16 protein-coding genes and 3 pseudogenes are annotated in these 13759 nt (G+C 61.1%); 10 read left to right on the top strand and 9 right to left on the bottom strand.

Annotation, left to right across the window (positions count from 1 at the left end):
* Nucleotides 1–79 precede the first annotated feature (79 nt).
* From PWP93_RS25220 to PWP93_RS25205, 4 genes are all read left to right on the top strand, one after another.
* Nucleotides 80–1486, top strand: coding sequence for a PLP-dependent aminotransferase family protein (locus PWP93_RS25220; RefSeq protein WP_421046482.1), 1407 nt, complete (start codon nucleotides 80–82; stop codon nucleotides 1484–1486).
* 172 nt (nucleotides 1487–1658) lie between these two features.
* A complete protein-coding gene (locus tag PWP93_RS25215; protein WP_421046993.1) occupies nucleotides 1659–2639 on the top strand; it encodes a hypothetical protein in 981 nt (326 codons plus the stop codon).
* A gap of 213 nt (nucleotides 2640–2852) precedes the next feature.
* A complete protein-coding gene (locus tag PWP93_RS25210) occupies nucleotides 2853–3134 on the top strand; it encodes a hypothetical protein (RefSeq protein WP_421027744.1) in 282 nt (93 codons plus the stop codon).
* A gap of 140 nt (nucleotides 3135–3274) precedes the next feature.
* Nucleotides 3275–3481 (top strand): transporter substrate-binding domain-containing protein, encoded by a 207-nt coding sequence (locus PWP93_RS25205; RefSeq protein WP_421046481.1) that lies wholly within the window; start codon nucleotides 3275–3277, stop codon nucleotides 3479–3481.
* A gap of 397 nt (nucleotides 3482–3878) precedes the next feature.
* Here the strand turns inward: PWP93_RS25205 and PWP93_RS25200 are convergent, their stop codons facing one another.
* Nucleotides 3879–4022 (bottom strand): hypothetical protein, encoded by a 144-nt coding sequence (locus tag PWP93_RS25200; protein WP_421047022.1) that lies wholly within the window; start codon nucleotides 4020–4022, stop codon nucleotides 3879–3881.
* Between PWP93_RS25200 and PWP93_RS25195 the strand changes: the two genes are divergently transcribed.
* Nucleotides 4021–4176 (top strand): hypothetical protein, encoded by a 156-nt coding sequence (locus tag PWP93_RS25195; RefSeq protein WP_421046480.1) that lies wholly within the window; start codon nucleotides 4021–4023, stop codon nucleotides 4174–4176. The genes PWP93_RS25200 and PWP93_RS25195 overlap by 2 nt on opposite strands.
* 162 nt (nucleotides 4177–4338) lie before the next feature.
* Here PWP93_RS25195 and PWP93_RS25190 read toward each other — a convergent pair.
* Nucleotides 4339–5259, bottom strand: a pseudogene (locus tag PWP93_RS25190) (ISNCY family transposase); the annotation flags it as partial.
* A 169-nt stretch (nucleotides 5260–5428) separates the two neighbouring features.
* Here PWP93_RS25190 and PWP93_RS25185 point away from each other — a divergent pair.
* Together PWP93_RS25185 and PWP93_RS25180 are read left to right on the top strand one after the other, a co-directional pair.
* Nucleotides 5429–5713, top strand: a complete 285-nt coding sequence (locus PWP93_RS25185) for a type II toxin-antitoxin system Phd/YefM family antitoxin (protein ID WP_213309276.1) — start codon at nucleotides 5429–5431, stop codon at nucleotides 5711–5713.
* A complete protein-coding gene (locus PWP93_RS25180) occupies nucleotides 5713–6051 on the top strand; it encodes a type II toxin-antitoxin system RelE/ParE family toxin (protein WP_421046479.1) in 339 nt (112 codons plus the stop codon). Before PWP93_RS25185 ends, PWP93_RS25180 begins: the two co-directional genes overlap by 1 nt.
* Nucleotides 6052–6265: 214 nt before the next feature.
* Here the strand turns inward: PWP93_RS25180 and PWP93_RS25175 are convergent, their stop codons facing one another.
* The 7 genes and pseudogenes from PWP93_RS25175 to PWP93_RS25145 all read right to left on the bottom strand — a co-directional run bounded on the left by PWP93_RS25175 (nucleotide 6266) and on the right by PWP93_RS25145 (nucleotide 11289).
* Nucleotides 6266–6856: an MFS transporter gene (locus PWP93_RS25175; RefSeq protein ID WP_421046478.1), complete on the bottom strand. Its 591-nt coding sequence runs from the start codon at nucleotides 6854–6856 to the stop codon at nucleotides 6266–6268.
* Nucleotides 6857–6909: 53 nt separating this feature from the next.
* Nucleotides 6910–7101, bottom strand: a pseudogene (locus tag PWP93_RS25170) (hypothetical protein); the annotation flags it as partial.
* Nucleotides 7102–7331: 230 nt separating this feature from the next.
* A complete protein-coding gene (locus tag PWP93_RS25165; protein ID WP_421045654.1) occupies nucleotides 7332–8249 on the bottom strand; it encodes a substrate-binding domain-containing protein in 918 nt (305 codons plus the stop codon).
* 44 nt (nucleotides 8250–8293) lie between these two features.
* Nucleotides 8294–9286 carry an ABC transporter permease gene (locus PWP93_RS25160; RefSeq protein WP_421045653.1) on the bottom strand — a complete coding sequence of 331 codons (993 nt, stop codon included), beginning with the start codon at nucleotides 9284–9286 and terminating at the stop codon, nucleotides 8294–8296.
* Between the two features lie 3 nt (nucleotides 9287–9289).
* Nucleotides 9290–10069: an ATP-binding cassette domain-containing protein gene (locus PWP93_RS25155; RefSeq protein WP_421046128.1), complete on the bottom strand. Its 780-nt coding sequence runs from the start codon at nucleotides 10067–10069 to the stop codon at nucleotides 9290–9292.
* 261 nt (nucleotides 10070–10330) lie between these two features.
* A pseudogene (locus tag PWP93_RS25150) lies at nucleotides 10331–10770 on the bottom strand (ATP-binding cassette domain-containing protein); the annotation flags it as partial.
* Nucleotides 10771–10845: 75 nt separating this feature from the next.
* Nucleotides 10846–11289, bottom strand: coding sequence for a zinc-binding dehydrogenase (locus tag PWP93_RS25145; protein ID WP_421046477.1), 444 nt, complete (start codon nucleotides 11287–11289; stop codon nucleotides 10846–10848).
* Between the two features lie 29 nt (nucleotides 11290–11318).
* Between PWP93_RS25145 and PWP93_RS25140 the strand changes: the two genes are divergently transcribed.
* The 3 genes from PWP93_RS25140 (at nucleotide 11319) to PWP93_RS25130 (ending at nucleotide 13709) form a co-directional block, all read left to right on the top strand.
* A complete protein-coding gene (locus PWP93_RS25140; RefSeq protein ID WP_421047021.1) occupies nucleotides 11319–11627 on the top strand; it encodes a hypothetical protein in 309 nt (102 codons plus the stop codon).
* 535 nt (nucleotides 11628–12162) lie between these two features.
* Complete coding sequence (locus PWP93_RS25135; protein ID WP_421046476.1) at nucleotides 12163–12966, top strand: transporter substrate-binding domain-containing protein; 804 nt, start codon at nucleotides 12163–12165, stop codon at nucleotides 12964–12966.
* 83 nt (nucleotides 12967–13049) lie between these two features.
* On the top strand, nucleotides 13050–13709 hold the full coding sequence (locus tag PWP93_RS25130; RefSeq protein ID WP_421046475.1) for an amino acid ABC transporter permease: 660 nt from the start codon (nucleotides 13050–13052) through the stop codon (nucleotides 13707–13709).
* Nucleotides 13710–13759 lie beyond the last annotated feature (50 nt).

Here is a 13759-nt window from a genome sequence, read left to right as displayed (position 1 = left end):
TGTGACCAGAGCTATTGTGGCGGGATGCTGGGCCACAAGAAAGCACCAGAAATGAACATTCTTTATGTACCATGAGCGCATGTCCCAGCCGCTCAAAATCGAACTCGACCGGTCTGCGAAGACGCCTTTGGCCGAGCAGATCCGCACCGCAATCAGTGCTGCCATCGAGGGCGGCGTGCTCGCGCCCGGCGCCCGTCTGCCTTCGTGGCTCGATCTTGCCGCGCAGCTGGGCGTGGCGCGGGGCACGGTGCGCCTCGCCTACGATCGGCTCTCCGACGCTCAACTGATCGTCGCTTCCCGGGCCGCTGGAACGCGCGTGGCGGACCGGCCGCCCGCCGCGCCAGTCGTGCACGAGCGCAGCGATCCGGGCTCGTTCATGGAGATGTATCGGGAACTCACCTCCGGCCCGGCTATCTTCCAGATGGGCGTGCCTGCCCAGGAAACGCTTCCCGCGCGGCTCTTCACCAAGGTACGCTCGTTCGCGCTGCGCGCGGAGTCGAGCGCCTCGGTTGGCTATCCCGACCCGCGTGGCGAGCCGGAATTGCGGCGGGAAATCGCCGCGTATCTGGCCATTGCGCGCGGCATGACCTGTTCGCCCGCGCAGATCATCGTCACGAGCGGGTTCAGCGGTGGTCTCGGGCTGGCGCTGCGCGTGCTCGCCCTCGATGGACATAAAGCCTGGTTCGAAGAACCCGGTTTTCCGTTCACGCGGCATGGCCTGGAACTCGCGAGGCTCGAGCTTGCGCCGGTGCCGGTGGACATGGAAGGCATCGACGTCGATTACGGCATGAGGCATGCATCCGACGCGGCGCTTGCCGTCGTGACACCTGGGCAGCAGGCGCCGCTCGGCCCCACGCTGTCTCTGGCAAGACGGCTGCAACTGCTCGATTGGGCAGCGAAGCAGGGCGCATGGATCGTTGAGGATGACTATCTAAGTGAACTGCAACTGAATGCGCGCGCGGCGCCCGCGCTCGCGTCGCTCGATCGCAGCCAGCACGTCATCCATATCGGCTCCTTCAGCAAGACGCTCAGCCCGGCCTTGCGGCTGGGATTCGTCGTCGCGCCCATGCCGCTCGCGTCGCGGTTCGCGGAGGTGGCGGCCTGTCTCGCGCCGGCACCGTGGCCCTCGGTGCAGCTCGCAACGGCGCAGTACATGCGCGAGGGCCACTACTTGCGCCATCTGCGCCGCCTGAAGCGGCTCTATTGCACGCAGCGCGATAGCTTGCTCGCATGCCTCGAAGAACGCGGCTTCGAGACCCGGGCTGCGGGCCTCGCGGTGCTCGTGCGTCTGCCCGACGGCGCGCCTGATGTGTCCATCTTCAGAGAATCGCTGGCCTTCGGATTGGGTCCCGCACCGTTGTCGCCCTGGTATATGTCGCCGGCGAGTGCGCGATCCGGCCTGCTGCTGGGTATTGCGACATCGCCGGAGCGCAACCTCGCCCGAAACTGCGATCGGCTGCTGGACGTGATCCGACGGCACGCGTGAGTGGCAGCGTAGACGCCATTGGCCGGTGTGCCGTGCTACTCTGCGCGCATATTTTTGTAAGCCGTCCGCAGGGCGATGCATTTTTTATTGCAAGGAATTCATGGAGTCCACGTTGATGAAACCCTTCGAGTCGATCGATGGGAACCGGCCGCGCATGCACCAACGCGCACGCATGGCGTGTCCTGCTGCGTCGATAGCGCTCGCGCTTGCCTGGCTGGCCCTGCCGACCCAGGCGCAAGCGCAGGAATTCTCGCTGTTTGGCGGCGGTTCGCGTGCCAGCGACATCAATACCTATACGTGGGCCTTCAACTATCAAGAGGGTCTCGGCAAGTACTTCGCGGCAAGCTTCACGTGGCTCAACGAAGGGCACATTCCGAATCACCATCGCGATGGCCAACTGGTTCAGCTCTGGGCACGGATGCCGGTCGGCAGCCCGCAGTTCGTGGTGCAGGCCGGCATTGGGCCGTATCGCTACTTCGATACGACTACCGCCGACCAGGGCGGCAGCTATTCGGACGTGCACGGCTGGGGCGTGGTGTACAGCCTGCGCGGGTCCTGGTACGCATCCAACCGATGGGTCACGCAATTGCAGTTGAACCGTGTGCACGTGCAGCGCGGCCCGGACTCCACCGGCGTGATGCTCGGTGTCGGTTATCAGCTCGACGCGCCCGATACGCCGGGGCCGCGCGACTGGGCGGTCGGCTCGACAAAGAAAACGACCCATAACGAAGTTGCCGTGTACCTCGGCAAAACCATCGTCAACTCGACCAGCTCGCCGGGCGCATTTGGCGGAGCCATCGAATATCGGCGGGGCCTCGCAAAGTATGTGGACTGGACGGTCGGCTACATCCACGAAGGCAGCAGCGCGGTCGCCCGCCGCGACGGCATTGCCAGCCAGCTTTGGCTCACGCGTGCGTTCCTCAACGACGCCGTGACGCTGGGTGTGGGCGCAGGTGCGTACTATGCGATCGATGAGCACGAGAACAGCCGCTCGCCGGGGCCGGGCGCGGGGACATTCTCTGGGATCGTCACGATTGCCGGCTCGTATCGTTTCAGCCAGCACTGGGATGCGCGGCTGGAATGGAATCGCGTGGTGACGAGCTATAACCGCGACACCGACATCATTTTGGGCGGTATCGGCTATCGGTGGTGACCCTGTGGGCCGACACGGGCTGTCTGGCTCGTTGCGGCCCGAATTACGGGTTCAACGACGTGCCTTTAAATAATTTTCATCGTTTATACAACATGTTCGTTAGTGCACTCACTGCTTTCATTCGACTCTGTTAGCCTTTTCTGCAGGACCAATTCGGGCTGATCCGCGCCCCGAGATGCGCGATTGTCGAATCGAAGACAGGAGGGCTTATCCATGTTGCACTGGCTTTCAAACTTGATCGCCCATCACGCCGCAACGCCGGAGAAGCAGGCCGAACGCGCGCTGGGCGAATTGCGCATGGCGCTGTTTCAGGCCGAGCAGAGGGTATTGGATGCGCAATTGCAGGCCGAATATTATCGTTTGCGCATTGCGTTTTGCGAGGAGGTCTTGAAGACGGGGATCGAACAGGTTTCGGATCACCGCAAGGGACAACATGAGTCCGTCACGCAGGAATTGCGGCCGAATTTAAAGCTGACGACCTCCCAGCAGGCATAAACGAACGAATATCCTTTTCCGACTTTACCAGTCTCCCGGGGCAATGCCACTGTAAAAAAATTCATACTTACCTGGCCGCCTCGGCGGCCGCTTGCGCCGTCTGGTCCGCTACCGTCCATCCAAACGACCGGGAACTGGTCGTGGCATCGAGCGCCACGTACACTCCGTTCGCGTTTGAAAACAAGGACAAGCAGGGTGTTGACTTAGACATCGACATTATCGATGTGATCGCCAGGCAGCAGCATTTGGAACTGCGTATTGTAAATACGCAGTTCACCAGCATCTTCGCGTCGATCGACGATGACGGCATGAATTTCGTCCATCTCCGGCGTCATGATCAGCGATAAGCGCAAACAGAGTCGAATCTAGGGGGCGGCGCTCACCCTGAACAATGTCATTTCGTTGCTCAAGGATACGGCGGTGATCTCGGCGATCGGTTCTGGGCGAGATGACCTATGCCGCGCGAACCGATCACGTCGCGCCCTGAAGCACACTTGACTATCTTTGACTCTCTTCCGGAACCGTCCTTGATACGATCTCGAATTGACGAGACTCGTGAGCCACGAGTTCGATTCGAAGGGGATGGAACGATGAAGCGGTTCGCGATGACAATCCTGCTGACCATTGCGGTCATACTGCTCGTGACGCTCATGGTCGTGCTCAAGACCGCGCCACCTCATGACATTCCGACTGTCGGCAGCACGTCTGTGCCAAGTGATTTGATATGCTAATCATATGCGCCGCTCAATTGAGCTGATACGAGAACGTCGCATTCACGCGCGGGCTGCGCGACGCGCTTTCAACGGGCGAATCGGCCAGCGCCTTCGCCACCGAGAGATCGAGGCTGTAGTACTTGCCGTCCGTGATCCGGAACCCCGCTCGGGCCATGGAGGGCGATACGCCGGAACACGAGCGCGCGCACATTCGCCAGATGGTCGCTATCAAGCGGCTCGCCTCCCGGGTCACGCGGGAACACGACACTGCCTTCAAACTGCTGGTGCAGCGATGGGAGCGGCTGACGATTCCATTCGCGAGGAACTGATCGCGGCAGTGCTTGGCGAACTGTCGCTGATGCGCCGCGATGTGAGTGAACTGTCGAAACTTCTTAAGGACAGTGGCAAGCAGTGCAAGGACGACGGTGAGCTGACGCTACTGCGGATGACGGCACGCCACGAGCAATTTCTGAGGGAGTTTTCTGAATCAGCCGATGCGCATCAAAGCTGCTCTTCGGCGGCTTGGCAAAGCGCGCGTTGTAGGCCGCCATAAAGGAGGGTACCCAGGCATTGGCTTTAGCCACAGTGCTGATCTCGCGCAGCCTCATCTCCTTGACCAGTCGGTCCTGCAGCGTCAGGTGCGCGCGCTCGGCGCGCCCCTTGGCCGGGCTGCTGTTCGCGCAAAACGTATCGATGTTCAGTTCGTACATGGCCCGGCCGAAGTGCGTCACGCTGCTACCCGTCTTGCCAGCAGCAGCACTGCGAAACACGCTCGCCTTGTCGCTGTAGAACCCGCCAGGTTTGCCGTGACGCTCGATGTACGCCCGCGTCGCCTCGAAACAGCTGAAGGTCGATTCAGTCGCGGTGAAGTGCAGATGCATCAGCCGGCTCGTCGTGTCGTCCACGTACACCAGCAGCGTGCAGGCCGGCGCTCGACCCTCGAACCAGCGATGGTCGCTGCCGTCGATCTGGATCAGTTCGCCCAGGCACGCCCGCCGGGCCCGCGGCTGATAAACCTTCGGTGGTCGCTGCCGGCGCGGCACCCACAAGCCGGCATCCGTCATGAGCCGTCTGACCGTCTCCTTGGCCAGCCGAATACCATGGCATTCCCGAAGCTTCTCGCAGGCCAGCGTCGGCCCAAAATCGGCGTAACGATCGCGAATGATCGTCAGCACCCGTTGAGCAAGTTCAGCGTCCAGCCGACGATTGCCTGTGCGGCCACGTTTGCGCGAAGTCAGCCCGGCCGCGCCGGATGCCCGGTACCGGATCACCAGCCGCTCGACCTGGCGCACGCTCAGGCCCAGTCGCTCGGCCGCGCGACCTGGCTTCAGGCCCGAATCCACGACAGCCTGGATTACCTTCAAACGATCGAGTTCTCGCATGTTCAATGTCACCAGTGCGCTTCGGTGCATGGGCGGCACTCAACCTACACAGAACACGCCATTTCTATTTGGGACCTACACATAAAATATTGATAATTTATGTTATGTAAAATAACGTCGACCATCAGCGTCTTAACCTGTTGCGATCTGACCGATAACGGTCTATATTCAGTCCTGTTTGACCCCAACGGAGCGCCTCATGCACCTCGCCGATCACGTCAAGCCGATCAGCTACCTCAAGAGCGAAGCCGCCCAGATCGTCAAGGACCTCACCGACTCGGGAGAGCCGCTCATCATCACGCAGAACGGCGAGGCGAAACTCGTGGTCCAGGACGTGCGAACCTACGAAGCGACCCAGCAGACCATTGCGCTGCTGAAGATCCTGGCCATTGGCCAGAAACAGATCGAGCGCGATGACCACGTCGACGGCGACGACTTCTTCGCGGAGCTCAATGAACTCGACCGCCAGGAAAAACTTCGCTGATGCCGGCCCCGCTGCTGAAGTACCGCGTCCTGCCGACCGCGCGGATCAGCATGGACGAACTGAGAAGTTACATTGTCCGCACCTTCGGATGGGAGACCTGGCGTCAGACATCGGCGCAGATTCAGGAAACCATCACGCAGATTCGCCGGTATCCCGACAGTGGCCATATGCCTGCCGAACTCGAAGGCTTCGTCGATGAGCGTTTCCGGCAGGCCCTGTCCGGCAAGAACCGGATCATCTACCAGGTGCGGGACGACACCGTTTTCATTCACCTCGTGGTCGATACACGACGCGACCTGCCGGCCATGCTCCAGAGGATCGTCCTTCGACTCATGTAAGCGTCAGGATGACGCAACAATTGTCCGCTGGTTCGGGGCAATTGCAAACGAGAACCGAACCCGCGAGAAGTATGGCGCCACCGGGCCGAAGAGGACAAGTGTGGATGGTGTGATGGCTGGCGTGCTGGCGGCCCTCTCCTACCCGTTCGACAGTTAGCAATCGAGTCATTGGCAAACCGATTTGAAGCTCAATTCGACACCGAGCCGCGAGAATTTACCCAGCATTCCTTAGCAACCTGTGATCAATGTTGCTATGTAAACGCTCACGAGCGGCAGCCCGAGATTGCTTGAGATCAAGATGGTAGCGTGATGAAAAGTACGACGGGAGCCAGAACAGCATGAACCACCAGATGGGATCGGTCAGCAGCTTACCCACGACAAATGCGTACGTGGCCCGGAATCGCAGAAGCGAAAGCCAGCTCATCGACACATTACCTTCCTCGACGTCTGCGCGGGCTTCCATGATGTACCTTAATTCCGCTACGGATGCGCGCTTGTTCTTGTGCGGCGAGTAGTACATCAAACACCAAAAGCCCAGCCACACCAGGCCCGTCATACCCGTGACCAAAAAAGCCGCCTGCCAGCCGTATGACGCCGCGAGCAAGGGAACGACGGCGGGTGCAGCTACCGCTCCGATACTCGTACCTGAGGTAAGGATGCCAACTGCCAATGCCTGCTCTTTTCTCGGAAACCACTCCGATACCGCCTTGACTGCCGACGGGAAGTTACCTGATTCCGCAACGCCAAGAAGACCCCGCATGAAAATAAATCCCAGCGTGTTGCGTACGAGGGTGTGTCCGCGCACGCAGCAACGCTCCAGACGAGTACGCAGATGCCGTAACCGAGCTTGACCCCATACCTGTCTTCCAGTTTTCCGGAGAGAACCAGCCCCAACGCGTAGCATGCGGTGAATACAGCCACCATGTAGCTATAGTCGGTTTTCGTCCAGTTGAATTGCGCCGCGAGATCAGGCTTCAGCAAGCCGAGAACCTGTCTCTCGAGATAATTGATTGTCGTTGCGAAAAAAAAAGCAGAGCGCAAATGCGCCATCCGTAACTTGATCGATCCACCAGCCGCCCCTGTATATATTTCATCCTGCCCGCTGCCGCCGCGACGGCGGTTCTCATGAACGGCTTTGGATGCACTCGCCGCCCGATCACTTGCACCTCACGGCCGTTCTGGCACAGTTCTTCAGACGTGTACGGCCTTCGGCCCCGTATCACATCTACCGACGCCGGTTCGTCTGTCCGCGAAACGAACGCCCCGAGCGCCGTGAGCGATCAGAATGCGGGCGTGACCTGATTGACGTTGTTCTTCGTGACGCGCACTGTCGGCAACACTACCTTTGGAGGTACCTTCTCCTCCTTCAGGACCTTGAGCGCGATTTCCATGCCTTCCGTACCAGCGGGGGGATACAACCAGGTCGCCAATTCGTCGCCAGCCCGAATGGCATCGAACTCTTCCTTCTGGCCATCGATCCCCAGCACCTTGATCTCCTTCGTGCGACCGCTTTCCTTGATTGCCTGGATAGCCCCCAGCGCCATCTCGCCGTTCGCCGCGAACACCAGATCTACCGTACCCGGTGGATGTGCCTGCAGGATGTTCTGCATCACTGCATACGCCTTCGGACGTCGATAATCGCCGGGCTGTCGCGCCACTACCTTGATGCCCGAGTACCTGTCGGTCACCGAGGTCAGCCCGCCGATCCGGTTCACTGAGGTCTCGTCACCCGGAATACCTTCCAGGATCACGATGTTGCCGGACGGTTTGCCATTCTTCTGCATCAGCGTGTCGACAATGAAGCGCCCTGCGTCCGCACCAAGCGCACGGTTATCTCCGGACACCATCGTGATCGCCCCGGCGTTGTCGATCGGCTTGCCCACGAACATGTAGGGAATCCGCTGTTCCTTCAGCGAGGCAAGCTCCTGACGCAACCCTTCCGCCTTGCCCGCCTGTACCATCAGAAGCTTGATCCCTTTGGATTCGAGATCCTCAATCCCTGCGATCTGCGTCGCCACATTGCCCTGGCCATCGGTTGCCAGCACCCGTATGCCAGCCTTGCTCGCCGCGTCCTCAATCTGCTTGCGCTGCGTGGCGAGCCGCGGATGATCGAGACTTTCCTGCGAGAGGCCAATCGTCTCGACTGCGAATGCGCTCGCGGCGCTGCCGAGCATGAGCGCCACCGCGGCGGCGTGCACGAGTTTCAACCTGAACATAAGTGTCTCCTTGATTTTTGTCCGCGTCAGCGGCCTTTTGAACGACTGAGTTGCGCATGAATCAGCACCGCGCCCACGATGATTGCGCCCTTGACGATCAGCTGCGTGTACGCCGGGATGTTCAGCAGGTTCAGCAGATTGTTAAGCACTCCAATCAGAAGGACGCCGACAATCGTTCCGCCTATGCCGCCGACCCCGCCCGAAAGACTGGTGCCACCGACCACTACCGCGGCAATCGCATCCAGTTCGAGCCCCTTGCCAAGATTCGCTTCCCCGATATTGAGCTGCGTGGACATCACGAGACCACCCAGGCCGGCGAAGAGACCCGACAGGCAATAGGCGATCACGCAGACCCTGTCGACCGGCACGCCGGAGAGACGCGCCGCTTCGGCGTTACCGCCCACCGCATAGACATGCCGGCCATAACGCGTCATCCGCAGGATCACCGCCGACGCAACCGCCATGACGATGAAAAGCAGCGCCTGCACCGGCACGCCAGCGAGGCGGCCGCGCCCTATCCATGCAAGCGCCCGCGGCACGCCAATAACCGGTTCTGCGCCGGAATAGGCGAGGCCCATGCCAACCAGCGCGGTCATCATCCCAAGCGTGACAATGAACGGCTGGACACGCCCCCGTGTAGTAATGATCCCGTTCAGCCATCCACACACGAGCGCGACCGTCATTCCGCCTGCCAGCGACACGAATGGACCGTATGGCTTGAGGCCCGCGACTGCAAGCGTCGTCAGCGCGAGAATGGAGCCTACCGACAGATCAATGCCTGCCGTCAGGATTACGAACGTCATGCCCAGCGATGTCACGCCGACGACGGACACCTGGCGCACGACATTCAACAGGTTTTCCGCGGTGAGAAAATATGGAGACGAGACGCCTGCAATCACACACAGGATCAGGAAGATGGTGAAAATGCCGAAGCGCTGGATGAGTTCAATGCGCCGCCACGCACCACCTGAAAAGCGACCGTCTGTCTGCGCACCTGAAAGGGATTTTGCGAATGCCATGAATTATCTCGCTATCATCTGAAGGACCGATTCTTCCGTCGCGTCGTGCGCGGAAATTTCTCCGGTGACCACCCCGTCACGCAGCGCGACGATACGGTCGACCATGCCGAGGAGTTCCGGCAGTTCCGAAGAAATCAGCAGTACCGCCTTGCCTGCGCGGGCAATCTCGTCAATCAGCCGGTAGAACTCGACCTTCGCGCCAACGTCGACGCCACGGGTCGGTTCGTCGAGGATCAGCAGCGTGTAGTCGTGCGCCATCCACTTGCCGAACACAACCTTTTGCTGATTGCCGCCGGACAACGTGCCAACGGGCACCTCAGCGCTCGATGCCGAAACGGCCAGTTGCTGGCACACGGACGCCACCCGGTCCCGTTCCTGACGGCGGTCGACGAAGCCGAAACGGCAAATTCCGGTGAGCGTGGGCAGTATTGCGTTCTCGCGGATGCTGAGGCCGGGCACGAGTCCCTGCGTCTTGCGGTCTTCCGGTACGAGCGCGATACCCGCCTCGATTGCCTGTGCTGGTGTGGCGGGCCGATGCGTGCGTCCGGCAAGGGATATCTCGCCCGCCACGATGGGATCCAGCCCGAAGATCGCGCGGGCCACCTCCGTACGCCCCGCGCCGACAAGCCCTGCAAGGCCCACAATCTCGCCCGCGCGAACATTGAACGAGACGTCCTGTACACGCTGATCGAGCCGCAGCCCCTTCACGTCGAGCACGATGCCGGTTTTCCCGCCAACGTCGCGCCGGTCGGGGAAGCGCGTATCGACCTCACGACCGACCATCAACCGGATCATGGACGCACGATCGAGCTCGGCCACCTTGCGCGTGCATACCGATCGCCCGTCTTTCATGATCGTGCAGGTATCGCAAAGATCGAAGATTTCATCCATGCGGTGCGACACGTAGAGAATCGTGACGCCATCGCGCGAAAGCGTGCGAACGACGTTGTAGAGCAGCGTCAGCTCGTGATCCGACGGCGTGGCGGACGGCTCGTCCATGATCAGCACCCGCGCCGAAACGGCCAGTGCCTTTGCGATCTCGACGAGCTGCTGCTCCGCAACCGACAGCGTACCGACACGCCGGCGCACGTCGATCGGCGCACCGATGCGCGCGAGCAGTGCCTGTGCCTCCCTGCGCATCGACACACCATCGAGCAGCCCGCGGGTGATCCGCTCGCGACCCAGAAAAATGTTTTCTGTGACGCTCAAGGCCGGGATCAGGTTGAACTCCTGAATATCGTCGAAACTCCGGCCGTCACCGCCTCGCTTGGCGAGCCCGGCGAGTACGGGTCGCCATCGAGCAACAGTTCGCCTTCGTCAGGCGCGGTAGCGCCGCTCAGGATCTTGATCAAGGTGGATTTGCCCGCCCCGTTCTCACCAACCAGTGCATGGACCGATCCGCGGCTGCATGAGAACTCGATACGATCCAGGGCCCGCACGCCCGGGTAGGTCTTGCTGATTCCCTTCACTTCCAGAGCATTCATGGAGTGCCTCTGTTACGCGATACGCCGTTCGGCTGATGCTGGCCGTTTCGGGCTACACAGATCCGCTGCAGCCGCTCACGCGACCTGCAGCCGAATCTTCAGGACGCTCCTGTCCTCCGCCAGGCGTTTGAACGCCGCCTGCACGTCGTCGAGCCGATAGATCGTTGTGAGAAAAGGTGCAACGTCCACGCGCCGGTAGCCAAGCAGGGTGGCCGCCTCGTGCATGTCGTCACCCATTCCCGCGACGGTTCCTTGCACCCCCTGCTCGCGCAGCACGAAATCGAGCGCAGCAATCCTGAACGTATGACCTGGTTTGGCAAGCCCAAACGCAATCACGCGGCCGCCCGGCCGGATCAGTGTGAAGGCCTGCTCGTAAAGGTCGGGCAGCCCGACGCTTTCGATGGCGACGTCAATGCCACGGCCATCGGTTGCGGCACGCACGGCGGCCTCAACCTGCGTCGGGTCGGACACGACGATGTCCGCACCCAGCTCTTTCGCCAGCCGGGCGCGCCCACTCATTCGGCGCGGCGCTCGACGCGGTGAAGGGCATGGCGACACAGGGGTTGCCTATTCCGCGTGCCACGCTCGATCGCCTGATCGCCGAATACAAGGTTCGCGTGACTGCAAACAAGGGCGCGCACCTCACAGGCGGCTTGGGGATCAAAGAGCGTGCGCAACTCTTGCGCGTGGAGCTCGAACTCGTCGGCGTAACGCGGGGCGCGTTGCTCGATCTGCATCGCAATGGCCGGGTAGACGACGCAGTGCTCCGCATCGAGCGTGACGGCGGCGACTACGTGATCAACGGCCGCAAGTGGTTCATCACGAATGCCGCGACCTCCCAACACACGCACCGCTAGACGGCATCGTTGCCTCTTTGCCGATGGTGACCGAACTCGACCGTACGCTGTCGCCCGTCGCGCTGACCATTCCGTTCAGCTTCGCGATAGCGCCCGGCATGCCCGGGGACGGCGCGTGTCGCATCATCTCTTTACTCGACACGTGCACGTCGGCTTCTCCGTCTTGCTGATCGCTGTCGCGCCCGGCCTCATCGCAAAAAGCGCGCCTCATGCATAGCACACTGGCTCGCAACCGGCGTTGGAGCAACCGCGGCGCACGCGGGTAGGACCGCACCACACCGCGGTCGCACCAATAGCAGGCCGGTTGCGCAACCTGGGTCAGAACTAGAAATATTTTCCAGGAATCGATCGATGTGCGCACGCTTTTGGAAACACTTTCCATTCTGACAACACTAAGCTTGCCATCAGTCGAGCCGCATTCGTAACCGTGACCGGTGCACCCGATCCGTGTGCGAAAACTGCGCTTCGCGCGCGTCAATCGCCCTTCAAATCTAAAAGAAAGCATCCACTTTTATTGTTACCAACGGAGACAAAGATGAAGTCGTTCAAACCGCTGTTCACGTCAGCACTGGTCGCCGCTCTGCTCGGCGTCACGAGCGCATCCGTGCATGCGGCTGACCTGCTCGACACGGTCAAGCAGGCCGGCGTGCTGAAGGTCGCGCTCGAGGGCACCTACCCTCCGTTCGATTACCGTAACAGCGACGGGCAGCTCGAAGGGTTCGACGTCGACGTTGCGAAGGCCGTCGCCGCGCGGCTCGGAGTCAAGCCACAGTTCGTCACGACCGAATGGAGCGGTATTCTCGCCGGCCTTCAGGCTGGCAAGTTCGACGTAATCGTCAACCAGGTAGCGATCACGCCAGCGCGCCAGCAGGCGCTCGACTTCAGCCAGCCCTACGTGTACTCGGCCGCGCAACTGCTGCAGCGCGAGAACGATACTCGCGCGTTCAAGTCGCTGAACGACCTGAAGAACCTCAAGATGGGCGTCGTGCTCGGTAGCAACTATGCGGAGCTTGTGAAAACGGTGCCCGCGATCAACGCGCAGATTTATCCCGGCGAGTCCGAAATTCTGCGCGACCTTGCGACCGGCAGGCTCGATGCCGCAGTGAACGATCGCCTGATGGTTCCTTACCTGATCAAGACCACGCATCTGCCGCTGCGTGCGAGCGGTGTGATTCCGGGCGCCGACACGAAGATGGGCATCCCTTTCCGCAAGGGCAATCCGAAGTTCGAGAAAGCGATCGACGGCGCGCTCGCCTCGATGCGCGAGGACGGCACGCTCAGGAAGATCTCGATGCAATGGTTTGGTGCCGACGTCTCGGCGGCCTCGAACTCCCACTAACCCTCCCCAATCAAGCAACGATACGCGCGCACCGGCATGGATCGCATCGCCGGCGCGCCCGACAATGATCTGGAGTCGAGTTCATGGACGCATTTGATCTGGTCGTGCACACCCTTCCCGTCCTCGCAACGGGCGCCGTGCTCACAATGAAATTCGCAGTCGCATCGATGGTGCTGGGACTGATCGTCGGCCTTTTGGTCGCGATCGTACGAATCGGCAACAACCGGTTCCTGTCCTCGATCGCGCAAGGCTATGTCAGCCTGATGCGCGGCACGCCGCTCCTCGTGCAGATGTTCGTTGTGTATTACGGGCTGCCCGACGTCGGTATCTCGCTCGATCCAACTTCAGCCGGCATTCTCACACTGACCCTGAACGCCGGCGCGTACTTGTCTGAGAGCATGCGCGGCGCGATCCTGGGTATCGGCCGCGGCCAGTGGGCCGCATCGCACAGCCTGGGTCTCACGCACATACAGACGCTGCGCTACGTCGTCTGTCCACAAGCGCTGCGTCTCGCAGTGCCGAGCCTTTCGAACACGCTCATCAGTCTGGTCAAGGATACGTCACTCGTTTCCGTCATCACCGTCACCGAGCTGCTGCGCTCGGCTCAGGAAGTCATCGCCTCCACCTTCCAGCCGCTTCCGCTGTATCTTGCGGCCGCCGCGATCTACTGGGCGCTCAGCACGTTGCTCGCGTGGCTCCAGGGCCGCATTGAAACGCGCTGCGCGCTGCCGTCGACGCACTGAGCACCCGCCGGCCGTCCGGACCGTGGACGGCTGCGTTCCTCCATTCACGA

The sequence above is a fragment of the Paraburkholderia sp. A1RI-2L genome (assembly GCF_048957375.1).
Taxonomy (GTDB): domain Bacteria; phylum Pseudomonadota; class Gammaproteobacteria; order Burkholderiales; family Burkholderiaceae; genus Paraburkholderia.
Note: the sequence above shows the minus strand (reverse complement) of the source record. Positions and strands in the feature narration are given on the sequence as shown.

Bases quoted from the DNA above. Each gene is read 5' to 3' on its own strand.
- PWP93_RS25130 (WP_421046475.1), top strand. From the start codon at position 13,050: ATGGACGCATTTGATCTGGTCGTGCACACCCTTCCCGTCCTCGCAACG.
- PWP93_RS25180 (WP_421046479.1), top strand. From the start codon at position 5,713: ATGCCGGCCCCGCTGCTGAAGTACCGCGTCCTGCCGACCGCGCGGATC.
- PWP93_RS25210 (WP_421027744.1), top strand. From the start codon at position 2,853: ATGTTGCACTGGCTTTCAAACTTGATCGCCCATCACGCCGCAACGCCG.
- PWP93_RS25155 (WP_421046128.1), bottom strand. From the start codon at position 10,069: ATGGTCGGTCGTGAGGTCGATACGCGCTTCCCCGACCGGCGCGACGTT.
- PWP93_RS25145 (WP_421046477.1), bottom strand. From the start codon at position 11,289: ATGAGTGGGCGCGCCCGGCTGGCGAAAGAGCTGGGTGCGGACATCGTC.
- PWP93_RS25195 (WP_421046480.1), top strand. From the start codon at position 4,021: ATGGAGGGCGATACGCCGGAACACGAGCGCGCGCACATTCGCCAGATG.
- PWP93_RS25160 (WP_421045653.1), bottom strand. From the start codon at position 9,286: ATGGCATTCGCAAAATCCCTTTCAGGTGCGCAGACAGACGGTCGCTTT.
- PWP93_RS25140 (WP_421047021.1), top strand. From the start codon at position 11,319: ATGGCGACACAGGGGTTGCCTATTCCGCGTGCCACGCTCGATCGCCTG.
- PWP93_RS25135 (WP_421046476.1), top strand. From the start codon at position 12,163: ATGAAGTCGTTCAAACCGCTGTTCACGTCAGCACTGGTCGCCGCTCTG.
- PWP93_RS25215 (WP_421046993.1), top strand. From the start codon at position 1,659: ATGGCGTGTCCTGCTGCGTCGATAGCGCTCGCGCTTGCCTGGCTGGCC.
- PWP93_RS25185 (WP_213309276.1), top strand. From the start codon at position 5,429: ATGCACCTCGCCGATCACGTCAAGCCGATCAGCTACCTCAAGAGCGAA.
- PWP93_RS25200 (WP_421047022.1), bottom strand. From the start codon at position 4,022: ATGGCCCGAGCGGGGTTCCGGATCACGGACGGCAAGTACTACAGCCTC.
- PWP93_RS25220 (WP_421046482.1), top strand. From the start codon at position 80: ATGTCCCAGCCGCTCAAAATCGAACTCGACCGGTCTGCGAAGACGCCT.